This is a genomic window from Micromonospora chalcea (genome assembly GCF_028768405.1).
GTDB classification, from domain to species: Bacteria; Actinomycetota; Actinomycetes; order Mycobacteriales; family Micromonosporaceae; genus Micromonospora; species Micromonospora chalcea.
The window spans coordinates 6752162-6774951 of sequence record NZ_CP118233.1 but is presented as its reverse complement, the minus strand read 5'-3'; the positions used below and the strand labels follow the sequence as shown (position 1 = coordinate 6774951).

The 22790-nt window shown below is 67.0% G+C and carries 19 protein-coding genes, 1 pseudogene and 1 riboswitch; of the genes and pseudogenes, 7 read left to right on the top strand and 13 right to left on the bottom strand.

Annotated elements, in window-relative coordinates; genetic code table 11:
- Positions 1 to 9: 9 nt before the first annotated feature.
- Positions 10 to 99: riboswitch (glycine riboswitch) on the bottom strand.
- A gap of 104 nt (positions 100 to 203) precedes the next feature.
- A complete protein-coding gene (locus tag PVK74_RS30715) occupies positions 204 to 1166 on the bottom strand; it encodes a LysR family transcriptional regulator (RefSeq protein WP_043325432.1) in 963 nt (320 codons plus the stop codon).
- A 108-nt stretch (positions 1167 to 1274) separates the two neighbouring features.
- A complete protein-coding gene (locus PVK74_RS30710; protein ID WP_064447284.1) occupies positions 1275 to 3854 on the bottom strand; it encodes a collagenase in 2580 nt (859 codons plus the stop codon).
- A gap of 275 nt (positions 3855 to 4129) precedes the next feature.
- Here PVK74_RS30710 and PVK74_RS30705 point away from each other — a divergent pair, with 275 nt between their 5' ends.
- Both PVK74_RS30705 and PVK74_RS30700 read left to right on the top strand, forming a co-directional pair.
- Positions 4130 to 4867 carry a response regulator transcription factor gene (locus PVK74_RS30705; RefSeq protein ID WP_051611145.1) on the top strand — a complete coding sequence of 246 codons (738 nt, stop codon included), beginning with the start codon at positions 4130 to 4132 and terminating at the stop codon, positions 4865 to 4867.
- Between the two features lie 101 nt (positions 4868 to 4968).
- Complete coding sequence (locus PVK74_RS30700) at positions 4969 to 5997, top strand: acetamidase/formamidase family protein (RefSeq protein ID WP_223201178.1); 1029 nt, start codon at positions 4969 to 4971, stop codon at positions 5995 to 5997.
- On the opposite strand, the gene PVK74_RS30695 is transcribed toward PVK74_RS30700, so the two are convergent.
- From PVK74_RS30695 to PVK74_RS30675, 5 genes are all read right to left on the bottom strand, one after another.
- Entirely contained in the window at positions 5969 to 7012 is a 1044-nt protein-coding gene (locus tag PVK74_RS30695; RefSeq protein WP_209960711.1) for a LysR family transcriptional regulator, read from the bottom strand. The genes PVK74_RS30700 and PVK74_RS30695 overlap by 29 nt on opposite strands.
- A gap of 164 nt (positions 7013 to 7176) precedes the next feature.
- Entirely contained in the window at positions 7177 to 7629 is a 453-nt protein-coding gene (locus tag PVK74_RS30690) for a universal stress protein (RefSeq protein WP_043325436.1), read from the bottom strand.
- On the bottom strand, positions 7626 to 9128 hold the full coding sequence (locus PVK74_RS30685; protein ID WP_274477838.1) for a tripartite tricarboxylate transporter permease: 1503 nt from the start codon (positions 9126 to 9128) through the stop codon (positions 7626 to 7628). The genes PVK74_RS30690 and PVK74_RS30685 overlap by 4 nt, the downstream gene beginning before the upstream one ends.
- Positions 9129 to 9758 carry a tripartite tricarboxylate transporter TctB family protein gene (locus PVK74_RS30680; RefSeq protein ID WP_274477837.1) on the bottom strand — a complete coding sequence of 210 codons (630 nt, stop codon included), beginning with the start codon at positions 9756 to 9758 and terminating at the stop codon, positions 9129 to 9131.
- Positions 9755 to 10762: a Bug family tripartite tricarboxylate transporter substrate binding protein gene (locus PVK74_RS30675; RefSeq protein WP_244206314.1), complete on the bottom strand. Its 1008-nt coding sequence runs from the start codon at positions 10760 to 10762 to the stop codon at positions 9755 to 9757. The genes PVK74_RS30680 and PVK74_RS30675 overlap by 4 nt, the downstream gene beginning before the upstream one ends.
- 141 nt (positions 10763 to 10903) lie before the next feature.
- Between PVK74_RS30675 and PVK74_RS30670 the strand changes: the two genes are divergently transcribed.
- Positions 10904 to 12547 (top strand): sensor histidine kinase, encoded by a 1644-nt coding sequence (locus PVK74_RS30670; protein WP_274477836.1) that lies wholly within the window; start codon positions 10904 to 10906, stop codon positions 12545 to 12547.
- Positions 12544 to 13230, top strand: a complete 687-nt coding sequence (locus tag PVK74_RS30665; RefSeq protein ID WP_274477835.1) for a response regulator — start codon at positions 12544 to 12546, stop codon at positions 13228 to 13230. Before PVK74_RS30670 ends, PVK74_RS30665 begins: the two co-directional genes overlap by 4 nt.
- Positions 13231 to 13618: 388 nt before the next feature.
- Here PVK74_RS30665 and PVK74_RS30660 read toward each other — a convergent pair whose 3' ends face one another.
- Complete coding sequence (locus tag PVK74_RS30660; protein WP_104115707.1) at positions 13619 to 14185, bottom strand: DinB family protein; 567 nt, start codon at positions 14183 to 14185, stop codon at positions 13619 to 13621.
- 187 nt (positions 14186 to 14372) lie between these two features.
- On the bottom strand, positions 14373 to 15053 hold the full coding sequence (locus PVK74_RS30655) for a hypothetical protein (protein ID WP_274477834.1): 681 nt from the start codon (positions 15051 to 15053) through the stop codon (positions 14373 to 14375).
- A gap of 210 nt (positions 15054 to 15263) precedes the next feature.
- On the opposite strand from PVK74_RS30655, the gene PVK74_RS30650 reads away from it, so the two are divergent.
- Complete coding sequence (locus tag PVK74_RS30650) at positions 15264 to 16022, top strand: XRE family transcriptional regulator (protein ID WP_209960780.1); 759 nt, start codon at positions 15264 to 15266, stop codon at positions 16020 to 16022.
- 599 nt (positions 16023 to 16621) lie between these two features.
- Here PVK74_RS30650 and PVK74_RS30645 read toward each other — a convergent pair.
- Entirely contained in the window at positions 16622 to 17002 is a 381-nt protein-coding gene (locus PVK74_RS30645; RefSeq protein ID WP_274477833.1) for an SRPBCC family protein, read from the bottom strand.
- A gap of 622 nt (positions 17003 to 17624) precedes the next feature.
- On the opposite strand from PVK74_RS30645, the gene PVK74_RS31265 reads away from it, so the two are divergent.
- Entirely contained in the window at positions 17625 to 18200 is a 576-nt protein-coding gene (locus PVK74_RS31265; RefSeq protein WP_420800542.1) for a pentapeptide repeat-containing protein, read from the top strand.
- A gap of 203 nt (positions 18201 to 18403) precedes the next feature.
- Here the strand turns inward: PVK74_RS31265 and PVK74_RS30640 are convergent, their stop codons facing one another.
- The 3 genes and pseudogenes from PVK74_RS30640 to PVK74_RS30630 form a co-directional block, all read right to left on the bottom strand.
- Positions 18404 to 19162 carry a formylglycine-generating enzyme family protein gene (locus PVK74_RS30640; RefSeq protein WP_274477832.1) on the bottom strand — a complete coding sequence of 253 codons (759 nt, stop codon included), beginning with the start codon at positions 19160 to 19162 and terminating at the stop codon, positions 18404 to 18406.
- 192 nt (positions 19163 to 19354) lie between these two features.
- Positions 19355 to 20251, bottom strand: a pseudogene (locus PVK74_RS30635) (IS5 family transposase).
- A 571-nt stretch (positions 20252 to 20822) separates the two neighbouring features.
- A complete protein-coding gene (locus PVK74_RS30630) occupies positions 20823 to 21047 on the bottom strand; it encodes a hypothetical protein (RefSeq protein WP_274477831.1) in 225 nt (74 codons plus the stop codon).
- 126 nt (positions 21048 to 21173) lie between these two features.
- Here PVK74_RS30630 and PVK74_RS30625 point away from each other — a divergent pair, with 126 nt between their 5' ends.
- Complete coding sequence (locus PVK74_RS30625; RefSeq protein ID WP_274477830.1) at positions 21174 to 22427, top strand: hypothetical protein; 1254 nt, start codon at positions 21174 to 21176, stop codon at positions 22425 to 22427.
- The last annotated feature ends 363 nt before the right edge of the window (positions 22428 to 22790 follow it).

Here is a 22790-nt window from a genome sequence, read left to right as displayed (position 1 = left end):
CAGAGTTACCTCGCCTGCACGGTAATGGGGCCTGAGAGTTTCTTGGGAGTTTGCTCCTTCGGCGCTCCGAATGAACGGAGTCTCTCCCGTGCAGGTTCGAATGGTGTCTATGTAGTTGTGAGTCATTCGCAGGTTAGGTGACCGCACATACCGCGTCAACATCATCCTGCCCATAGCTGACGCCTATATATCGCGTCGGATCGCTACGACGCTGCGGGATGGGCGTGGGGATTGGCCCGCCACCATCGGGCGAAGGCAGCGTTGTCGTTCACGTGATCCAGGTAGGCCCGGGTGATGGCCTGGAACAGGGCGCTGCTCTCTGCATGGGTCAGCGCATCGCGCCGCCAGACGACCACCAGCCTGGCCAGCAACTGCGGCTCCCCGCGCAGCGGCAGCACCCGAGTCCCGGCGGCCGGGGCCCAGGTCGGGTCGACCAGCCGGACACCGTCTCCGGCGGCCACCAGTGGGTGCGCGGCGCCACTCGGCGCTTCGTACCGGATCTTCGGCTCGAAACCTGCGGCGCGGCAGGCCCGTCGCAGCGAGGCGAGTGAGCCGTCGTCCGGCCCCGGCGGGCACACCCACGATTCGTTTCTCAGGTCGGCCAGCCGCACCTGCTCGTGGTGGGACTGCGGGTGGGAGGCGGACATGGCGACAAAGATCGGGTAACGGGGGATCAGTGGCCGGCTGGTGAGGGTGGGACCGATCGGCAGCTCGAAGCCCTCAAGGATGCCCAGCAACGCGGCATCCAACTGGCCTCGGGTGAGTGCCTCCACCAACAGGCGCGAGGACGGCTCGATCTGCAGCGCGATCTCCGGATCCGGGAACGCTTCGGCGACATGGCGTACGAGACTGCCCGCGCAGGCGATGTGGACGGTGCCGAGTCGGAGCAGGCCCGGAATGGGGTGCCGGTCGCCGAAGTCCTCGACGAGCGCGTCGACCTCGGCCAGCACGACGCGGGCGCGCTGGAGCACCTGCTTGCCGAGTTCGGTCGGTTGCATACCGGTACGGCTTCGGACGAACAGCGGCCCACCGACCGTCTTCTCGATCCGATGCACCTGGGCCGTCAGCGCGGGCTGCGACAGGCCCAGGCGGGCGGCGGCGCCGGTCACGCTTCCGGCCTCGGCGATGGCACTGATCGCCCGCAGGTGGCGCACATCGATGCCCATGACCGAGATTATGCACGCGACCGCAGGCAGTGCGGCGGCCACAGGGCAGGCGGGCGCGCCGCCCGGCGACTCTCGCCGGGCGGCGCGCTCATACCCATCACATGTGGTTCAGTAGCGCGTGCTCACCGTGGCGCCGGAGCAGGCGGTCTTCCCGTAGAGGCTGATGTAGTGGTACCCGGCGGCCGGGCTGGGGACGGCCAACGACTCGGTGTTGCCGGCCCCGGCGGAGGAGCGGGTGGCGTTGCTGGTGGTGGCCCAGCTCGACGGACTGTAGTAGAGATCGCAGTTGCCCGTGCCGCCGGCTACGGCAATGGTCAGGGTGCTGACGCCGGCGGGCAGGTAGATGTACAGGTAGTCGTAGTTGCCCGCGGTCGCGGAGCGTCCACTGCGCTGGCAGTTGCGGTCGAGGGTTCGTGTGTCGGTGCCGCTGCATTCCGGCACGGTGGTGCCGCCGCCCGTCGTGACCGAGATCGTCTGGGACGATCTCGCGGTCGCTCCCTGGTTGTCGGTGACCGTCAGTGAGACGGTGTAGGTGCCGGCCGTAGCGTAGGTCTTGCTGGGGTTGACGGCCGACGAGGTGCTCCCGTCCCCGAAGGCCCACTGCCGGGACGCGATGCTGCCGTCGGCGTCCGTGGACCGGTCGGTGAAGGTGGCGGTGAGCCCACTGGTCGTCACGGTGAACGAGGCGGACGGGGGCTGGTTGGTCGGGGGCGGCGTGGTGCTCCCGCCGCAATCCCCTGCCGCGCAGCGCGTCAGCCAGGCGTCGAAGTCCGCGTCGTAGCGCGAGCCAATGGTGCTGGTGAGGTACGTGCGGGCGGCGTTGAATGCCCCCGATCGGTAGTATCCGAGCACTGTCGTCATGTCCGGCCGATGGGACTGCATCATGTACCGCACGGCCAGGTAGCCCCAGTTGTAGATGCGCGTCTGGTCGTTGTTGTAGGTGGTGTCGAACAACGTACGCAGCGCATAGGTGTGGTTGCCCGCCTGGTTCTGGGCGCTGGTGTAGGTGACGTTCCGGTAGGAGTAGGAGACGTACTCGGCGAAGCCTTCGATCCACCAGATGGTCGGTGTGGTGATGTTGGCGCTGAAGTCGCCGTACATGTTGAACCGGCCATCGAGGTAGTGGGTGTACTCGTGGTTGAGGTTCCAGATCTGGAAGGCCGGCCGGACCCACTCGGCTTCGTAGGCGATGAACCTTGCCTGGTTGTTGGGGTCTGACGGGTTGCCCTCCAGGTACATACCACCGTTGTTCGTGTCGATGCCGTAGATGGCGCCCGCGTAGGTCTGGTAGTCGGTGCTCGAGTTGAAGACGACCACCTCGATGTCGGTGTTGACATCGCCTGCCACCGGCCCGCTGTCTGCGACCAGGCTGTGGAAGTAGGCGTCCTGGCCCTTCAGGCTGGTGCAGGACTGGCTCAGTTCAGCCGAGGTCATGTCCTGCGCGACGATCTTGATCGACGGACTGCATGTGTAGTTAATCGTCAGGACAGAGCTGGTCAGCTGGGCGGAGAGGTTGCAGGTGGTGTAGTAGGAGCAGTTGGCGACGTCGTATGCCTGGGTCATCTCTGCGACGCCGACCCAGAGCGGCGCCGTCGGGCCGGTCATGTTGCTTCGCGAGAGAAGCGCCGACGCCATCGGCCGCACGATGGGACTGAGCGGGGCGTGCTGCAGGAATCGTCCGAGTTCCCGGCCCGCGTTCGACGTGAGGTAGCCGTTGTCGGTGCCGAGGAGACCGGCGTGGGTGTTGGCGAAGTTGTACAGGTTGTCGAGCACGGTGCGGTCGGCCTGCACGGCGGAGACGAACGCGGGCACCTGGTGGCCTCGGAACAGCACCGTGTAGACGTTGTTGACCGCGTTGAGCATGTACCAGGACGAGGTGTACGACGAGTTGAAGCCGGTCAGGAGCCGGTTCACCACGAACAGGTATCGGGCGTTCTCCTGTGCGCTGTCGATGAGCGTCACCGCCTCCGCCAGGGTCTCACCGTTGGCGTCGGTCACGTCCCAGGCGCGTGGGTTCGCGAAGAAGGCGTCGAGCGCTGAGCGGATCGCGGTCTGCAGTGCCGGCCCGTAGGTTCCGACGCTCGTGTCGTACCACTGCACGTAGTAGCCGGCCCGCAGGTAGAGAACGAGCTGGGGCATGCCGGTGGAGGGGTTACCCGGGTAGCCGGGCGAGCCGTCGCGCACCGCGTACGCGACGCTTGCCATCTGCGCCTCGCGGAAGGCGTTGTAGGCATCGCTGCCGGAGAGGCTGAAGAGGCTGTTGATGCAGTCGACCGTGGATCCCTTGATCTGGCTGACCAGCGCCGACCCCGTTCGGCTGGTGAAGTCTGCGGTGCTGCAGGCGGCAGCGGCGGCGCGAGACCCGGCGTCCGACGGCCGAGCGCGTCGCTTCGGGGTTGCCGGGCGGTCGTAGTCGACACGGGCGGCGTCCTTCGCGGCCGGCTGCGGCGGGCGCTTGTGTACGGGGAGCGCCTGCTCGCTCACATGGTCTACCCGGTCCTTGCCCCGAACAGTCGCATCGCCCGCTGCCGGCGGTGCCGCATCGGCCTTCCTGGCCTGCTGCCCGGGTGGCACGGGCCGCGCCGAGTTCGCGGCGGCCGGCGGCGCGATGACGCCGCAGGCGAGCGTCAGCGCGGTGAGCGCGCCGAACAGCTGACCTAGTCTTCGCCGCAATGGGTGTCCAGACATGCTCTCTCCTCATGGGCGAGGGTGTGATCCAGCAAAGGCGCTGACGCACTTCGATGGATGCTTGGGGGGTGGACGCTAGCCAGGCGGTTCCGGCGGCCACAACGAGTCCACAGCGGGCGGTCAGGGTGGCCCGCCTGGGCCTTACCGGAACCTGTGAGCGATGCGTCGAGGGTCGTCGGATCGATCAGGCGACGTGATGGACAGATGACATGAAAGCGGGCGGTCCGGTCGTGCGATCGTCCAGGTGTTCACGATTCAGACACCGGACGGCAACCATGGCGACCATCTTGCTCATCGACGAAGACCATCGCTATCGGCGGCTACTCGGCGATCAGTTGACGCGCTTCGGTCATCTGGTCACCGAGATCGCCCTCCATGAGAGCGGGCGGACGTTGTCCGACCTGACCTGCCACACCCACCGGAGGCCGGATGTCGTGATCGTGGACCCGGTCGTGCCGGCGGTGGACGGGCTGCTGCTGATGCGCCTGCTTTGTGTCGCGTCCCGCCGCCCGGTTCTGGCACACAGCATCAGGAGTATCGATGATGACGTCGTCCGCATGCTGCGCGCCGGCGCAGACGGATTCCTGCCGAAGCCGTGTCCACCCGCGGTGGTTGACGCCTCCGTCCGCGCTCTGCTGCGCCGGGTTCCGCCGGCACCGCCTCCGGCGCCGTCCGAGGTCGGCGCTCTTCGCATCGATGTGGCAGGTCGCAGCGTCTCAGTGGACGGACGACCCGTGGCGCTGACACGTACCGAGTTCGAGCTTCTCGCCTATCTTGCGGAGCACCCCGGCCGGGTGGTGCCACGGTCGCAGCTCCGGACGAGGATCCGCGCGGAGGGCCTGCCGTCGGCGGCGTCCCTCGACGTCCTGCTGTCCCGTCTGCGGCGCAAGCTGGGCGAGCGCTCGACAGGCACGAAATACCTGCACACCGCTCGGGGGCGGGGAGTCTCGTTGCGACCGGTTCCGGCGCGGGAGCAGATCACGCAGACATCCGGGAGCGATGCGGCGCGTTGATCGCCGATCGTTCTGGGCCGCGCCGCGGCGCACTTCATGGAGGACCGCGATGCGTTGCGGCAAGGGACGTGGTCCGGCGGGCCGTTACCAGACGAAGCAGCATGACGAGGGACGAGTGTGATGTCATGGGGAAGATCGGTCATCGGCCCGCCGAGCGGCAACTCGCTTACACGTTCGGGGGTCGGATACCAGTCGCGCATCTGCGCTCCGGTGACGTGCTGGAGGTGTACACCGAGGACTGCTTCGGTGGCCGGCTTCGCAGTGTGTCCGACCTGTCGTCCTGGATGTTGGAGACGCCGCATCTGAATCCGGTCTCCGGACCCTTCCTGATCGAGGAGGCCGAGCCCGGTGACACACTCGCCATCCACATCGTCTCGATCGTTCCCGCGCGAGACTGGGGGGTGTCGTCCACGCCTCCACACATCGGCGCGCTCGGATCCGGTGTGCGAGCGCTCGCGCTTGGCGCACCGGTCGAGGCGCGGGTCTGGTTCTACGAGATAGATCGTCGGGCTGGAACGGTCCGGTTCCAGTCGACGAGAACGGACCATGCGGTGGACCTGCCGCTGGAGCCGACTATCGGCACCATCGGCGTGTCTCCCGGGAGACTCGAGGCTCGGTCCACCATGGTGCCTGACTTCTACGGCGGGAAGCTCGACATCCCCGAGGCGCGTGCGGGCGCGACCCTGTACCTGGGTGTCAACGTTCACGGGGCGATGCTTGCGCTCGGTGACGGCTACGCTCGCCAGGGGCACGGCCAGGCCTGTCCCGCCGGTGTGGCGATCGCTACCGTCACCACTGTCGCCATTGAGGTGATCAAGGGATGGCAAACCAGTTGGCCACGGTTGGAGACCGACCTCGATCTCATGTCGATCGGCTGCGCCCGTCCTCTCGATGACGCCTATCGAATAGCTCACCAGGATCTGGTGAGCTGGGTCGGATCCTTGGCGGGGCTGGAGATGCTGGACGCTCATCAGCTCGTCTCGCAGGCAGGGCGGTCGGCCCTCGGCAACGTGCGCGACGCGAACTACACGCTTCTCGCCGCGATCGGGAGACGGCTGGTCCCCCATCCTGCTGCCGCGTACGACGACGCACACGATCGGCTCAAGCGGACCGCCGCCTCGGCGGGATAGCGGTCGTCGATCCCTCCGCGCACCGGGGCGTGCTTGCTGGTCGATGAGAGTGCTGTTCGTCGTCGCGAGGCGCCGTCAGACAAGCTGATGGGTGCCTCGACCAGCGCGGCTGGAAAACGGGGCTCTCCATCGCGAACGTCGAGTAGGTGCCGAGGATAACCTCGAAGAGGCGGTCGGCCTGTTCGGCACTCATGCGACGGCGATGCCACCAGAGCGTGAGGTGCATGCGCAGCGGTTCCCCGGCGAGGGGAACGACTGCGACTCCCGGACCGCCATGGGAGGTCGGCTCCACCAGCTGAACGGCGCGTCCGGAGCCGACGAGCTGCCGCCCGCCGCCGCTGGGCACGTCGAACTGGATTCGCGGGGTGAAGCCTGCCTTGCGGGCCGCCTGCCAGAAGGCGGACAGGGAACCGTCCTCTCCGCCGGGCGGCCTGATCCATGCCTCTTCTTTGAGCCCTTCCAGGGGGATCTCCCGAAGACCCGCCGCCCGGTGGGCGCTGGAGACAGCGACGTACACCGGGATTGCCGACGCGAGCACCCGCTCACCTAGTTCCTGCGGGAGTGGAATCTGATGGGACTCCGCAATCGCCAGCACTGCCACATCGAGGTCGCCGTGCACCAGTCGCTGGGCGAGCCTCAGGCTGGACGGCTCGACGCACATGGAGAAGGAGATATCCGGGAAGCTCGTCTCCAGACAATGAAACAGAGACGAGACGCACTCCATGTGCACCGATCCAAATCGGATCGTGCCCGCCGGGCCGGCGATACTTCCCCCCAACGCGTCCATTTCGGCGACCAATAGGCGGGCTCGTTGGAGGAACTGCTCTCCGAAGGTGGTGGATCGAGCGCCACCGCGCCCGCGCTGGAATATCTGATGACCGACCATCCGTTCGACACGCTGAAGCAGGGTCGTGACGGAGGGCTGCGAGATCCCCAGTCTGGATGCTGCTTTCGAGATGCTTCCGGTATCGGCGATCGCGCAAACGACTCTCAGATGCCGGATTTCCAGATCCATGCGTGCACCCTATCCATCCGGGTTCAGGCCGGGTAGTCGCTACTCCCCCGTCCTCGCGCGAGGGCATGTCGTCAAGAAAGCGTCGCAGTCTCGGTGGCAATGGCGGGCGGAAGCTTCGCGAGCATTCATGAACCGTCATTGGGCTCGGGGTGGTGACCCGGCGGCTACGGCTCACTGGGGAGAGGCCAGCGGGACGGCCCCGCTGCTCGAGATATCCGTCGTGGTGTCGCGGCCTTCACCGCGAGGACCGGGCAGGAGACCCGGAGCAGGATCTCCTGTGCGGTCGAGCCCAGGATCAGCTTGCCGATCGGGCTTCGATGCCGGATTCCGATGACTACCAACGACACGTCCTGCGCCTCGGCGAGATCGGCTATCTCCTCGGCGGCGTCCCGACCCTGCATGAGCTGCCTGATCGCGAACGGTACCCCGGACGCGGTCAGCTCGCGGGTCACCGCGTCCAGGTCGGGCTGCTGGGCGAAGCAGGGATCGACGTAGGCATCTCCCCGCGAGGTGTTCACCACGAGCACCGGCTCGTCGCGGAATCGCGCTTGTCCGATCGCGGCCTGCAGGGCCGCCATTCCCATCGGGGATGGAACGTATCCCACCAGAACGGTCACTCTGTCACCATCCTTGCACGTCGGCGGAGGACGAACCGCCGGACCAACGGCCAGAAGAGCACCACCAGCACTGTGGTGTAGATCAGACCCGACACCCAGCCGCCCAGCAGCCCGTGCCACTCTCCACCGGACAGCTGCAACGCCCGGCGGCCCTGCAGTTCGGCGCGCGGAGCCAGGATCACCCCGACTATCAGCGGCAGGATCGGCAGCCCGAACCGGCGCAGGCCGAAGCCGAGCAGGCCGAGTACGAGCAGGAGGAACAGGTCGAACGGCTGTGCGTTGACGGCGTACGCGCCCATCGACGCGAAGAAGAGGATGCCGGCGTAGAGATACGGTCGAGGAATCCGAAGCAGCCGCGCCCAGGCGGGCGCGAGCGGGAGATTCAGCACCAGCAGCAGCAGATTCCCGACGAAGAGGCTGGCGATGAGCGTCCAGACCAGACCCGACTCCCGCTCGAAGAGCAGCGGGCCGGGTTGGATGCCGTACTGCTCGAAGGCGGCCAGCATCACCGCGGCGGTGGCGTTGGTGGGCAGGCCGATGGCGAGCATCGGTACCAGCGTGCCGGCGGCGGACGCGTTGTTGGCCGCCTCGGGGCCGGCAACGCCTTCGATCGCTCCCCGACCGAACTCGTCCCGGTGCTTGGACAGCTTCTTCTCGGTGGCATACGACAGGAACGTGGGTATCTCAGCGCCGCCCGCGGGTAGCGCCCCGAACGGGAATCCGTAAGCGGTGCCGCGCAGCCAGGGCTTCCAGGACCGGCGCCAGTCGTCGCGGCCCATCCACGGCCGGCCGACCGGGATCACCTCGGCCGGACGGCGTCGGAGGTGCGCGGCGATCCAGAGTGCTTCGCCCACGGCGAAGATCCCGACAGCCACCACAACCACGTCGATGCCGTCTGCGAGCTGCGGCACACCGAAGGTGAGCCGCTGTTGACCGGTCACCCTGTCGATCCCCACCACTCCGATGACCAGGCCGATCAGCAGCGAGGCGAAACCGCGTATCCGGGAGGCGCCCAGCACCGAGGTGACGGCGACGAACGACAGCAGCATCAGGGCGAAGTAGTCCGGCGCGCCGAGGCTGACCGCGAACCGGACCACCGGCGGGGTGATGACCACAAGCAGCAGGGTGGCGATGGTTCCGGCGACGAACGACCCGATCGCGGCGGTGGCCAGCGCCTGCGCTGCCCGGCCGGCCTTGGCCATCTTGTTGCCCTCGATCGCGGTCACCACCGACGAGGACTCACCGGGAGTGTTGAGCAGGATCGACGTGGTCGATCCGCCGTACATTCCGCCGTAGAAGATGCCGGCGAACATGATGAAGGCCTGCGTGGGCTCCATGCCGTACGTCACCGGCAGCAGCAGCGCCACTGTCATCGCGGGGCCGATGCCCGGTAGTACACCGACCGCGGTGCCGATGGTGACACCGAGAAGCGCGATGAGCAGGTTCATCGGCGTCGCCACGTGGGCGAACCCGTCGAGAAGCGAATGGAGGTTCTGCATCTACAGGATTCCTCGCAGCACGCCAGCGGGCAGGTTGATGCCGAGCCCGATGGCGAATGTGTAGAACGTGATGAGGGAGAGCCCCACGGCGATCAGCAGGTTCCGGACGTGGTCGCGGCTGCCGAGCGCGAACGCCGTACCCCAGAAGAGCAACGTGCCACTGATCACCCAGCCGAGTGGCTCGATCAACACTGCGTTGGTCAGGAACGCCGCGACGAGAAGCAGGACGGTGCGCCAGTCGATAGGGGTGGCCAGGTCGACGTCCTCGCCGGCCTCCGGCTCACCGACGCCGCCACGGGCCACATCCACGGCGTAGACCACCGCGACGACCATGAGCAGCGTTCCGAGCAGGATCGGCACCGGCCGTGGGCCGAGCGGGTCGGTGCTGCTCACCGCCTGACCGATCTGGGTGGCGTCGACGACAACCATGATCCCGACCAGCGCCAGGAAGACGCAGACGACGTACTGTGCGCGGTCCGGCTTCGACGCATCCGCTGCGGAACGCGGAGCGTCGGCCGCTCGTACCGCGTCCGACGGCTCGGGCGCGGGCTGGATCGGGATGTCAGACAACGCCGGGAACCGAGACGGCGAACCGCCGTCCCGATCCGATCGGCTCGGCCGGCCGATCATGCCAGGCCGAGCTGCTTGAGCAGGTCAGCCACCGACTTGTCCTGCTGGGTGAGGAAGGCGGCGAACTGATCGCCTGTGACGAACGCGTCGGTCCAGCCCCGCTTGGTGAGCTCGGTCTTCCACTCGGCGGAGTCGTGCATCCTGGTCAACGCATCGATCCACAGCTTCTTGTCGGCGTCGCTGATGCCGGGCGGTGCGACGATGCCCCGCCAGTTGGTGAAGACGAGGTCGATACCTGCGGACTTCAGCGTCGGTACCTCCGGAAGCGCGTCGACAGGCGCTTCGCTGGTCACCGCGAGAACCCGGAGCTGCCCGGCCTCGACCTGATCGAGGAACTCCCCGAACCCACTTGCACCGAAGGCCACCTTGCCTCCGAGTAGGGCTGGCAGCAGCTCGCCTCCGCCGTCGTACGAGATGTAGTTGACCTGTCGCGGGTCGATGCCGATGGTCTTGGCCAATTGCATCGGCAGCAGGTGGTCGGGGCCGCCGGGAGACGAGCCGCCGCCGACAGCGAGGCCCTCCGGGTTGGCCTTCCAGGCCGTGACCAAGTCGTTGATCGTCCGGTACGGCGAGTTCTTCGGCACGACGACCGCGCCTGCTTCCTCGATCATTTTGGCCAGCGGGGTGGTATCGGTCAGTGTGGCCGACGACTTCGAGGTGTACGAGGCGCCGACCACCCCCAGCCCCATCTGCATCGCGAGCTTGCCGTTGCCCTTCTCGTTCACGATGCGCTGCAGTCCGACCGTGCCGCCCGCTCCGGGCAGGTTGAACACCTGCACGCCAGCGGCGATCTTGGCATCCTCCATCACCTTCGCCGCCGTGCGGGCCGTGGTGTCGTATCCACCACCGGGGCTGTTCGGCACCATGATGCGTAGACCGGTGATCGGCTTGCCGTCGCCGCCGGCGCCCGCCTCGCCCTCTTCTGCCGTGGCGCCGCAGCCCACCAGGGCAAGCGCCATGGTTACGGAGACGCCCACGAGTAGCGCTTTTCTTCTGGTTGCCATCAGGTTTCTCTTCCGTTTCGATTCAGACCGGCGGCAAGATGATGACCCCGACGCAGGGTCCCCGTCTGCCTTGTGTCACCAGCGGAAGTTGAGGTCTTTGTGGTCGCGGTCATGCCTCGGCGTCGTACGCTCGCCGGGCAGTTGCTCGCTCTCCAACTCGCGATCATCGTCGTGGTGCTCGCAGCGGTGGCGGCCGTGTCGCTGGCGCAGTCGGCGGCCACCTTCAACCGGGTCGAAGGCCGCCGTGTTGCTGCCCTCGGCGAACAACTCGCCGGGAACCCGCTGCTACGGGACCGCCTCGACCGGCCGGCGCCCGGGGAGACGATCGCGTCCCTGGTGCAGAACCTGCCGGTTCAGGCGAACGTGACCACCGTCAGCGTCGCCGATGACAGCGGACGGATAGTCACCTCCACCAACCCGACGCTGGTGGGCAGCCTCATGGTGCTCGGTGATCCGAGGGTCGCCGACGGTCGGAGCTGGTTCGGTGAGCTGGCGGTGGGCGGGGCACGCGAGCTGGTGGCGCAGGTGCCGGTCCTGGGCGACCGCAAGAAGGAGAATCTCGGGCGGCATCTGGGCGTGGTGATGGTCGGCGAGGCACTTCCGTCCTGGTGGCAACGGCTGGTCGGCGCTTCGTCCTACCTCTTCACCTACCTCGGCATAGCCAGCGCCCTCGGAGTGCTCGGATCATGGCTGCTGGCCCGGCGCATCAAGCGGCAGACCCTCGGCCTCGAACCGCGGGAGATCGCCGGTCTGGCAGAGCACCGGGAGGCGCTGCTGCACGGCCTAGCCGAAGGGGTCATCGCGCTCGATCCGCAACACCGGGTCACGCTGGTCAACTCTGTGGGCCGCCGATTGCTCGACCTGCCCGAACATTGCCTCGGCCGCAGCCTGTCGGAGCTACGGATTGAGGGCCGGTTACGCGACGTTCTCGCGGGGGCGGGCAGCGCGCGGGAGACGCGGGACCAGGTCGTGGTTCGGGGCGGCCGGGTGCTCGTGATGAGCCGGATGAGGGTGAACAAGGACGGCCGGCGGCTCGGCTCGGTCACCACACTGCGGGACCGGACCGAGCTGGCCCGCCTGGAGCAGGAGATCGGTTCCTTTCGCAGTACCACTGAGTCGCTGCGCGCACAGACACACGAGTTCGCGAATCAGCTGCACACCATCTCCGGGCTGATCCAGATCGGTGAGCACGAGGAGGTGGTCCGGTATGTCGAGGCGCTCAGCCGGCATCGCGCCTCCCTGGACCTCGCGGTGACGAGCCGGATCCACGACACTGCGGTGGCAGCTCTGCTCACGGCCAAATCGGCGGTCGCCGCCGAGCGCCGCGTGGAACTGCGGATCTCTGAGCGGACCAGGTTGGGCCGGCTGGACATGGCGGTATCAGCCGATGTGGGTACGGTGTTGGGCAACCTCGTGGACAACGCCGTCGAAGCCGTCGCAGGAGGCCGGAATGTCTCCCCCGCGGACTCGGGCGCCTGCCCGGACATCAACGGCAGGCCGGGCGCCGGAAACCAGTGGGTAGAAGTCGAGTTGCGTCAGGATTCCGCATCGATCGAAATCGTCGTCCGCGACTCGGGGCCGGGGATCGCTCCCCGACTGGCGCAGGAAGTGTTCGCCCACGGTTTCACGACGAAAGCGGCAGAGGGCGGTGAACGGGGTATCGGCCTCGCGCTCACCCGCATGGTCTGTCACCGCCGCGGTGGTGAGGTCGCAGTGACGAACACCGAGGAGGGCGCGATGTTCACCGCGCGAATGTCGGTAGCGCCGCTGGAGGCAGGGCCGTGATCGACGTGCTGATCGTTGATGATGACTTCATGGTGGCCCGGATCCATCGCGGTTTCGTCGAACGGCTCGAAGACTTCCGGGTCGTGGCAACCGCGAGCACCGGGGAAGAGGCAATCGCCGCGGTGGAGCAGTTGCGCCCCGACCTGGTGCTGCTCGACTTGTACCTTCCGGACATGTTCGGCCTCGACGTGGTCGCCAGGCTGCACACCGCCGGGCATGACTGCGACGTCCTCGTCATCAGCGCTGCCCGGGAAGTCGACACGGTACGGAGGGCCGTCCGGTACGGCGCGGTCAACTACCTCCTCAAACCGTTCAGCTTCGAGGAACTGCGAGGCAGGCTCGAACAGTACGCGGCCCGGCGTAGCACTTTCTCGAACAGCTTGGTCTGCGACCAAGCGGATATCGACCGGGCGCTCACGTCCAGCAGCCCGATCACCGGCGCGCCCGCTCTGCCCCGTGGCCTGAGCCCGGAGACTGCTGGACTGGTCGAACAGATCCTCCGGGAGCAAACGGGCACCGTTTCCGCTGCGGAGTGCGCGAATCAGATCGGCATCTCCCGGGTCAGCGCCCGTCGCTACCTTGAGCACTTCACCACAGCCGGCCAGGCCGCGGTAACTCTCAAATACGGGAGCACCGGACGGCCGGAGCGCCGTTACCGTTGGACTGGCCGTTACAGATCTTGAAGTGTGAAGCAGGCCGCCGCACGGAATTTGACCTGGGGAAACGCGAAGCCCCAGGCAGGGGTGGGTGCAGTTGGGTGCGATCAAATGCCGTTCGGTGTGGTTCAGCGCCGTTCAGGGCACCCTGTTGCTCCCAACGCGCTCCCCCGATCACGGGCCCGCGACCGGGTTGATGCCTCCAGGCTGTGTCGGACCGTCCTGCACGTCGTTCGTCAGACTCCGTGGCCGCTTGCTCAAGCCGTCCTAGTGACGCCGACGCCCGCTCAGCAACCGTTAGGCCTCAGCTGCTCCCGATCCGCTCCCACGGCGCGCTTGTCGACCCGACGAGCTCAGACATGCCGCGCCTAATCAGCGGCATGAGCGTGCACCAGATTGGAACGACCACGGGACGTCAGAGGTGACCTCCGCTGCCTTTCCATAGATAGAGGTCCCGCAGCAGCGATATCTCGGCGCCGTGGTGAATGACCTCGCGGTGTACGTGCAGGACGAGCTTCGCCATCGGTGCATCCGCGTACTCCGGCGGTGAGATGGCGCCTTGGGGCTGAGCTAATCCGGCTGTGCCGAGGTGGCGGACATCGCGGATCCACGCATCGTGCCCGTCGTCGAGCTGTCGCAGTGCTGCCTCGGCGGTGCCCGGGTAGGCGACGGCCCGGTGACGAGCAAGCGAGCCGTCGAAGTGGGGTGCGGTCGGTGGCCCGAACACGTCAAGGAGGTGCGCCAGCCGCCAGGCGATCGTGGTGACCGGCGCCCGGTCGTGTGGCGTGCTGGCGTAGTCCAAGGTGAATTCGCCTGCGCCGATCGACATCGGCGCAGAACTCTGGCCGCGTCGGCTGAGGGTCCAGGAGCCCGGGACCGGCTGCCAGAAATACTCGTCATCGGTCAGCCCGTCCAGCCGTGGCCGAAGCTGATGCCGCCAGTGCCACTCAAGTTGGTCGACCAGCTCTGCGTTCCAGTCCACATCCACGGCGCGACAGTAGAGATTGACAGGCGACCCGATCAAACCTACGACGAGACCCTCAGGGCTCCGAAGTAACCTAGGCCGCACCTTCCCGCTCCGGAGCAGCCGCGGACAGCCGCGACCAGCGGATTGCGGCAGATCGGGACACCTGGCCGGCCGCTGGTGTCTGTAGGCGGCAGTGGCCTGCTCAGCGGGACTGGGCGTCGTCTTGCAAGCCGGCCGCTCGGCGCCAGCGGGTGACTTCGGCCTCGTGCGAACCGGTAGCGGTCGCGGCCGCGACTGCTGTCGGATCCGCCCCGCCGATCAGTAGGGCCAGGGGCCAGGCCGGCACTCCCCCCGCGCCGTCATAAGCGGTCCAGGTCCACGGGCCATCGAAGCGCCCTGCACGACCAGCGGCATCGGCAGCATCATCGCCGACCTCCAGGAAGGCATACGGCCTGAAGAGCAGTTCGAGCGTGAACGGAACACCGCCATCGGGCTCGATGCTCGTGCCCTGGAACTCCGCTGCCACATCCGGAGCCTCACCGACGCGCAGGACGAGCAAACTCAGGCTCGGGCGGGGCAACCAGCCCGTCTCCTGCGGCGGTTCGTACTCGTGAACCTCGATGACGTGGATGATCCGCGCCGGGATACCGACCCGGCAGGTATCGCCGGGGGCGAGGCGGGGCGAGGCCGGGTCGGTCATGTACAGCTCGTCCGGATCGGCGCGGCCCAGGTCCACCTCTCCGTTCCAGCGCACGCCTTCCGCGTCCGGGTCAATCTCCCACCACGGCCAGCGGACGCTGACGTACGCCTCGTCGACGCCGGTGACGACCGTCGGCGTGAACGGGCAGGAGATCCGCAGCACGTCCCCGACGCGGTAGATCATGCGCGGCAGACTAGCGCGCGACGCCCCGGGCAGGACGGGGCTTGTAAGGACCAGGTCCAACGGCCCTGACTGCTCGAACTGGTGCGCGCGGCCGCACGTACGGTCCCCGCCGTGCCGCAGCCGATGCGCGCGTTCTTCGCGGCATGAGCGGATGTTCTCGCCGTTTCAGGCGCCAGCAACGTAGACCAGCGGACGGTACGGTCGCACGTCGTGGGAGATTCACCGTTCGGCGTACGGTTGTGGCGCCTGTTGTCGCAGCGGCGACCTACGTTCGACACGTCGATCGAGCAGATGCGGGCCGCCCTGACCCGGGAGGCAGGTGTCCCGAGTGATGAGCTCGCCGCGGTCATCGACAACAATGCTGCGCCGAGACCAGACCTCGTCCGGAAACTGGCACCGGCACTCCGGATCCATACCGCCGACCTCTTCGTCATCGCTGGGATGCCAGTGCCGGATGACCTGGCCTCGGCCTGGCCAACGTCGCCGTGGAATGTGGGTTCGGTCGTCCGACACGCCGCCCGGATGGACGGGGACCAGCGGAGTCGGTTGGAGGCGCTGGTCAGGTCCCTGCCCGTGCAGCCGCCGGATGGGTCCCAGCCAGCCGACGACTACCCGGACACCCCTGGAGCTCTGCTGTTGCGCCTGCTGCGCAACCGCAACATTCGCCCACGCAACGCACAGATCCTCCAGGTTGTTGGAGATGGTCCGTACGTCTCCGACTCCACGGTGGCGATGCTGGGCCCAGGCAAGGTGGTCATCACCCCGCAGTACGTGACGGCGTTCGCGCACCTGCTCGGCTATCCGCCCGGCGACATGGTCGCGCTGACCGGGATCGGGCCGGTCGTCGAGGACGCGCGGGTACATCCAGCGAGCGCGGAGATCGCCGCGCTGGCCTGGCGCGCCCGGCTGCTCAGCAGTAAGCAGTTGAGCCAAGTGATTGAGACGGCCGATGCTATACGGCATGCCTGAATCCCCGCTGTGGACGCCCTCAACCTAACCTAACTCCACATCGACGCCGGCTGTCTGCGGCATGAGAGCGCCTGCGTGGCATGATCACGTCATCGGGTAAGTCCGTGCGGCAGACCGCTGAAAATTCGCTCGAAATCCGCCGTCATGGGCTTCCGACGTTGAAGCGGAACTCAGACCGGCCACCTCGCGACCTGCGTCAGCTCTACAGCGTGCTGGTCACGTCGCATCTCAGCTCGACGTCATTGGTGGCTGATTGCCGACCTTTCACGCTGTTCTGCGCCCTGCGTGTGCCCGCGCCCAGGTGGTGGCGCTTCCTCCATCGGCGGATACCTGCCCTAGACATACCCCCGCCCACCGCGCCAAAAATGAACTCATTGAACGGTCCTGGCTGGTCGATGTATCTCATGGCTACCAGGAGCACGGTCCCGCCACCATCACGCCTGCGGCCGCCAGCATGACGCACAGAAGGAGGCGGGCATGCATGTCACCCAGTAGAGCAGCCCGTCACAGCTCCCGCCAGCTCACACACGCGGTTGAGGAAGGCGGTTGCGCCCGCCCGGACGCCGGTCCCCTACCAGGACATACGCCCGATGCTCCAATCAGCGGCGGCCATGATCATCCCGCGCAAGATAGCTGTTGCGGCGTGCGATGAGGCGTTGCAGGTACGGACGCAGGATGACGCTGGCCACGAGACCACCAACCGGTCCCATCGGCGCAGTGAGGTCGATGACGTCGCGCATGAGGGTTGCCGAGGAGTCAGCCGGGTTCGGCCTGAAGCTGTGCTCGTGGTGCGATCGGCCGAAGTGCCTGGCCTCCAACGTGACGGCATCGCCGGCCTTCAACCGGCCGGTCGCTATACCGCCGACTGCCCGTTCGGCACTACTTCCCATGGACTCGGTGTGCATATCGACATCGAGGCAAACGTCAAAGACGGTTTCCGGGACTGCCTGAACGACCGTAGTCAGCTCGATGCGCGGCATTCAGCCGCCGTAGGCCCCTGGCCGCGCCACGAGCGCAGCAGATTGAGCACTTGGCCGCCAGGTAATCAACACGGCTCGCTGACCTGCATTGCCCGGTTCGTTCAGGCTGCGAAGCCTTCCCACTGGCATCCGTAGACGTCCACCACCGCTCGTACCCGTGGTCGCCCAGATAGTCACTCAGCATCGATGCCGTGACACGATCGATCATGCTCGTGCCTGCTTGCCGATTCTCCGTCCCGCTGTCATCGAGGAGCCGCCGATGAGTCCGCTTGGCAGCCTCATATGCATCGGCTTGCTCAACCTTGCAGCATCACTGGCCCTGCTCTGGGTCTGTATCCGCGTCCCTGAAAGCATCCAGCGATTGCGGCACCGTCTGGCCCGGAAGCGATCCCGCCGGCTACGAGATCATCCGTTGCTTCAGGCTCCGCCGGAGGTGGATCGCAGAGAAGAGACTCTATGGCGACCTGATCTCTACGACTAACGGTCAAGCTCGGTCGACGCCCGCGCGTCACGACGTGCGGGCGAAGCGGTGGTCGTGCGCTACTACGGCATGCCCCGCAAGTGAGTGGACAGAAACCGCTGGTTCGGCGACGGGCGACCGCGCTACGGTTCGCGGGTGAGCATGCCGCCCGGCGCGACGAGGCAATCGTTCGCGAGTCGCGATCTTCGGCACCGCACCCTCGATAGGCACTCGTTCACGTTGTGTGACTTCCGTGGCGCCGACCTTCGGGGCGCGTCCCTTCGCGGTGTCAGCTTCGCCGGCTGCGATCTGCGCGACGCCGACCTGCGCGACACCGACCTATCCTACGCCCGTTTCAGCTACGTCATGACGCACGATCCGGAGTACGGACGCACAGACGTCAACGGGGCACGGTGGAACGGAGCCAACCTTCGAGGCGTCACCGCCGAGCGCGTCATCGGGTGGACGCACGATCTCGCAATCCGCGGATACGTCCGGCTGACGTTGGACCAACCGACCTGGCACCGCGTTCACCCGCCTGTCCGCGCTACCCCAGCTAGTCACCTGCACCCGCCCCAGCCACGACGAGCGCCGCACTGGAGGACCCCGCTTACCACGCCGGTGACCGGGCCGTCCTGCGCCACGTCGGGCACCGCCGGCCAATCAGCATGCCCGCACGTCCTGGCGGTCCACCGGACAGAGCAACTGCCCTGGGCCACCGCTTCGATCAACAACTAGCGAAAGACGGAGGCTAACAGCGGTAGGTGCGGTCGCACCTGCGAATCTCTACCAACTCCGCCATGGCAGATTTAGCGCGCCTCGGCGATGCAGGATCGCCCCGGCGACTGGAGTCGGGCCGGGCCACGAACCAGTTCAACTGCAAGCGCCATTCGCGATATGAGGAGACGTTGCGGCGTATCCGTCTCGTCCGGCGGCTCTGGCTAATTCCAGGATGGCAGTGGTGCGACCGGGCGGACCGCGGTGAACTGATCGTGCTCATACCGGGTGGCGGCGAGCAGCAGTAGCCATTCGTCGCAGCCCTGCCATGGATAGAGGTCGGCGGCACCGCCGCGTACGGCCCTGGGCCCGTCACCGGTGCGTGGGCGGGCATCTGCCGGGGCGCCCACGAAACCGGGAATCCACACGTCGGCGCAAATCTCGGCTGCCGAGCCCATCGCGGCCAGCCCGAACGCGTTCTCAGCGGCGGCTGTCCGCCGCTCATCGCCGAAGTCGTCGAGCAGTTCCTCCTCGCCGGGTTTCTCGTCGCCGCGGAAGGTCAAGGTGGTGGTGCCGGCTCGGGCTGCGTACTCCCACTCGGCCTCGCTGGGCAGCCGGAACGGCAGCGCGTCGAGCAGCTCGTCCAGGTCGTCCTCGAGCCGGGCCGTGCCGGAGTCCGCGTTGGCGTAGTCGTCCTCGTACTCAGGCAACCAGTGCTGAACCTGCGCGACCGTCAACGGGTGCCGAGCAATCAGGAACGGTTCGACCCGCACCTCACGTACCGGCTGGGCGTCCCCGGCACCGGCGAAGAACGACTCAAGAGTGTCCTCTACTCCCCCACTGCGCTCGATCGCACGCACCGCCGCCAGTTCCGCCTCGGACAGACCCATGCGAAAGGTCCCGCCCGGCACCGCCCGAAAGACCACGCCGGACGGGACATGCCGCCAGGCCGGCCGCCCAGCCACGATCTCTTCGATCCACACGACGCCGAACGCTAGCAGCCCAGGCACCCAAACCGCACGGCCTCGGATGAGTACGAGCAGGCATGCCGCATCGACCGGACGAGCACGGATGACGCCGGACAGGGAGAGGCCGTCATTCCTCACCGTGCCTCACCAGTCACGTCAGCGTTCTCCCCTGGCAGGTGCGGACGTCTCAGGGGCCGCGGAGGCTGACTAGGCCGTGTTTCGTAGGGCACGAAGCCATTGGTTGATAGCGGCGATGGTGAGGGTGGCTTCGTAGCGCACGGCGAGTCTGTCGTACCTGGTGGCCATGGCGCGGTGTTGTTTGAGCTGGTTGATACCGCATTCCACGGCGTGGCGCAGGCGGTAGAGGTTGGGGTCGAAGGCGGGCGGTCGTCCGCCTTGGGATCCTTTGGCCTTGCGGTGCGCGTCCTGGTCGGCCTTGCTCGGGATGCACGCGCGGATGCCTCAGGATCGTAGGTGGGCGCGGTTGGCCTTGGACGTGTACGCCTTGTCGGCCAGGACGGTGTCGGGGCGGGTCCGTGGCCGGCCACCACCGGCTCGGGGGATGCGGACCCTGGCCCATACGGGGATGAATTGTGGGCTGTCGCCGCGTTGTCCGGCGGTCACTACCAGGGCCATCAGTTTGCGGCCCTGCTCGCAGGCCAGATGGGTCTTGGTGGTCCAGCCGCCCCTCGATCGGCCGAGCCCGTGATCTGCCGGCTCGGCCTGCACACCACCAGGAGGCTCCTTCTGCGCCTGACCCTCGCGGCGGGCTCCCGCCGCGTGCTGGTGGGCGCGGCTGATGGTCGAGTCCACGCTCACCGTCCAGTCGACCAACCCCGCCGCGTCCGCCCTGGCCTGCAACGAGGTGAGGATCTGCGCCCAGACACCCTCACGCTGCCACCGCCGAAACCATCGATACAACGTCTGCCACGGCGGGTAGGGCGCAGGCACGTCGCGCCACGGCGATCCGGTCCGGACCCGCCACCGGATCCCGTCGATGATCAGTCTCATGGTCCATCTGCGCGGCCGAGCACGACCTGTTCCGGCAGGCAGCAACGGCTCCAGCGCCGCCCACTGCCCGTCGGTCAGGTCATGTCGCCTCACCGCCGTTACGCTCGGCACGAGGTCTCCGGTGCGAAGTTCTAGCTTGGTCGCTGAACCAACTACCGGAGACCTCTCCCATTAGCGACCACCGCCACGCCCCAACAACGATGCCCTACGAAACACGGCCTAGGCGGATCCGATTCGATCGAGCCGGGTTCGGAGATTGAGCCGAGCCCGGGCATAGACGCAAAGCCGGATCCCCACGAGCAGGTGAGGACCGCCGAGGAGAGCCGACCGCCAGGTCGAAACTTGCGCCGAAAGGCGTAGGTCCATGCTCGACGTTCCTTGTGGATGTAAGCCAACCGCCCGTCAATCCACTGATCGATTGCACTGTCATCGACATGAGCCGACATCGCCGGCCCTTGAAGCGGAGTCTTCGGCTCTGACGCTTTCGGGCTCGCCGAACTGGTCACCGCCCAGGATGCCCTGCTCAGAAGCTTGCCGATGAGATTTGGGTCTCAGATCCCGGGATCCATACCGACGCCACCACGTCGACACCCAGATCCGGGCGTCGATGCGGTAGGACCCTTGTGATCGGCTTCGACAGCCCCAAGCCGATGGCCGCCACCAGTCAGACGGGAGCAGCGAAGCGTGACCACTTCGACTTTCTCTGGGAGGTCACGCCGAACCACTCGGCCGCCCCACCGGTGCTTCCGGTCAGCCAGAGAGCCACGTCGTCATCAGGGATGATCTCGCCGAGGTGCCGAGTCACCGTCCACGCGTGGACCTCATGCCCGTTGGATACAAAGTCATGGATGCGCCACTTGATCGGGTTGCATTGCAGGAGCCACTGCACGGAACACCTCCGAGAGCCATCTCTCGGATAATGCACCGCAGCTGGCGGTATCTCCTGCCGGCGCCTCACGGCAGGACGCCGAGCCCGTGTAGGCACGATCGCCATGGCAGGACTGAGGGAGGCGGCATGGCGAAGGATCCCGAGATCACCGAGTTGCCTGGGCAGGTCTGGGGCCTGGCGGCCGCTGACCCGGGCGGCCCGATCTACCTGACCAGCTATGCGGGTCGTAGCCCGAGCACACGCACCCTCTACACCACCGTCCTCACAGCGGTCGACGTGACCGGAGCGAGGCTCTGGCAGCGCTCATTCGCAGGCCACCCGTTCCCACCACGCGTCGGCGCGGACGGGATCGTGTGGGTGACCCACCACGATGGCGCCAGCGCACCCGTATTCACTGTCACCGGCGTGGGCGCCGACGGGTCGGTGCGGCATGCGGTGACGCTGAAGCAGGATCCGGGTGAGCATCTGGGCGCCGTCGTTCGGATGCCAGACGGCTTCTGCGTCCTATGGCTGCCCACCGCGCCACGTCGGTGGCCTCCTCATGGCAGCACTGCGCGCCTGGCTCGCCACAGCGACACCGGCAGCACCCTATGGTCTACATCCCTGCCCCTCCAGGCGGTTTCCTACCCCGGCGTGGTCGAAGCTGGCGCAGCGACCGGATGGCACGTCCGACCCAAGAAAGCGTGGACGCCATCCACCCTGCAGGTGGATCACCGTCAGCCGCTGCTCGTGGCCGGTGATCGGATCCTCGCTGGGATCAGTGACGGAGGCAGCGGCATCGGGATGTGCACCTTTCTCGACACCGCGAGCGGGCACATCATCTCGACCACCGATCCCGGCCCCTACCACCACAAGGCCATCGTCGGCCCCGGCAGTTTCCTCGTCGGCGCCCAAGGGTACGGGGCGTTCTCCAGCACCCTTTACGAGCGTGACGGCCAGGCAACACAGACCTGGCCAAGCCACGGCCAGATGGTCATCGACCAGCAGGGCACAATCCGCGGTCCGGAGTCAGAGAACATCCTGCCGTCCCGGTCACGGTTCCGAATCCTCCAACCCGACGGATCAATGTGCGACGGCCCGCGCCTCAACGGCTACTACACCAGTTACCCCGCGCTCGACGCCGACGGCACCACGATGTTCTGGCGCGACGGGACGCTCCTCGCCATCGACGCGGGCTTCGACCAGCACGAACTGTTCCGCGCCGATGACGACAGGACCGTCATGAGCAGGACACTTCTCCTCCACGACGCCACAATCGCCCTCGCGCTCGACAACGAACTGCTCCTGTTCCGCGACACCGGGATGGCACCACTCGCCACCGGCCCATGGCCCTGCGCGGACGGCAACATCCACGGCAACCCTGTCGTCCCGATCGCGTAACTCCCGTCCCCAGACACCAACCTGAACCGCCCCGACGGTTACTCGTTCGGGTACGCCGAAGAGGCCTCCGAGCAACAAGCACTGGTCAGAGGCTCGCTGATGGGATTCGAGTCTCAGTTGCCGGGATCCACACCGACAACAGAACAGCCCATCCCAGGGACATGCATCGATGCAAAAGACCGTCTGAACCGGCGCCAGCGGCCTCCACGACGACAGCCGGCACCGACCAGGCGGGGAGCAGCGAAGGCTGACCTCTTCGGTCTTCTCTGGGAAGTCACGCCTATCCAGTCGTCTGTACCGCCGCAGGTCAGAGCACCCGACTCGGCGCGATCTCGATGAGCACTTCGGGCGCGGTGACCACTT

Excerpts from the sequence above, each read along its gene's own strand:
- PVK74_RS30710 (WP_064447284.1), bottom strand. The coding sequence starts at position 3,854 with ATGTCTGGACACCCATTGCGGCGAAGACTAGGTCAGCTGTTCGGCGCG.
- PVK74_RS30700 (WP_223201178.1), top strand. The coding sequence starts at position 4,969 with ATGACGAGGGACGAGTGTGATGTCATGGGGAAGATCGGTCATCGGCCC.
- PVK74_RS30645 (WP_274477833.1), bottom strand. The coding sequence starts at position 17,002 with ATGCCGCGCATCGAGCTGACTACGGTCGTTCAGGCAGTCCCGGAAACC.
- PVK74_RS31265 (WP_420800542.1), top strand. The coding sequence starts at position 17,625 with ATGCCGCCCGGCGCGACGAGGCAATCGTTCGCGAGTCGCGATCTTCGG.
- PVK74_RS30705 (WP_051611145.1), top strand. The coding sequence starts at position 4,130 with ATGGCGACCATCTTGCTCATCGACGAAGACCATCGCTATCGGCGGCTA.
- PVK74_RS30625 (WP_274477830.1), top strand. The coding sequence starts at position 21,174 with ATGGCGAAGGATCCCGAGATCACCGAGTTGCCTGGGCAGGTCTGGGGC.
- PVK74_RS30685 (WP_274477838.1), bottom strand. The coding sequence starts at position 9,128 with ATGCAGAACCTCCATTCGCTTCTCGACGGGTTCGCCCACGTGGCGACG.
- PVK74_RS30655 (WP_274477834.1), bottom strand. The coding sequence starts at position 15,053 with ATGATCTACCGCGTCGGGGACGTGCTGCGGATCTCCTGCCCGTTCACG.
- PVK74_RS30695 (WP_209960711.1), bottom strand. The coding sequence starts at position 7,012 with ATGGATCTGGAAATCCGGCATCTGAGAGTCGTTTGCGCGATCGCCGAT.
- PVK74_RS30680 (WP_274477837.1), bottom strand. The coding sequence starts at position 9,758 with ATGATCGGCCGGCCGAGCCGATCGGATCGGGACGGCGGTTCGCCGTCT.
- PVK74_RS30715 (WP_043325432.1), bottom strand. The coding sequence starts at position 1,166 with ATGGGCATCGATGTGCGCCACCTGCGGGCGATCAGTGCCATCGCCGAG.
- PVK74_RS30675 (WP_244206314.1), bottom strand. The coding sequence starts at position 10,762 with ATGGCAACCAGAAGAAAAGCGCTACTCGTGGGCGTCTCCGTAACCATG.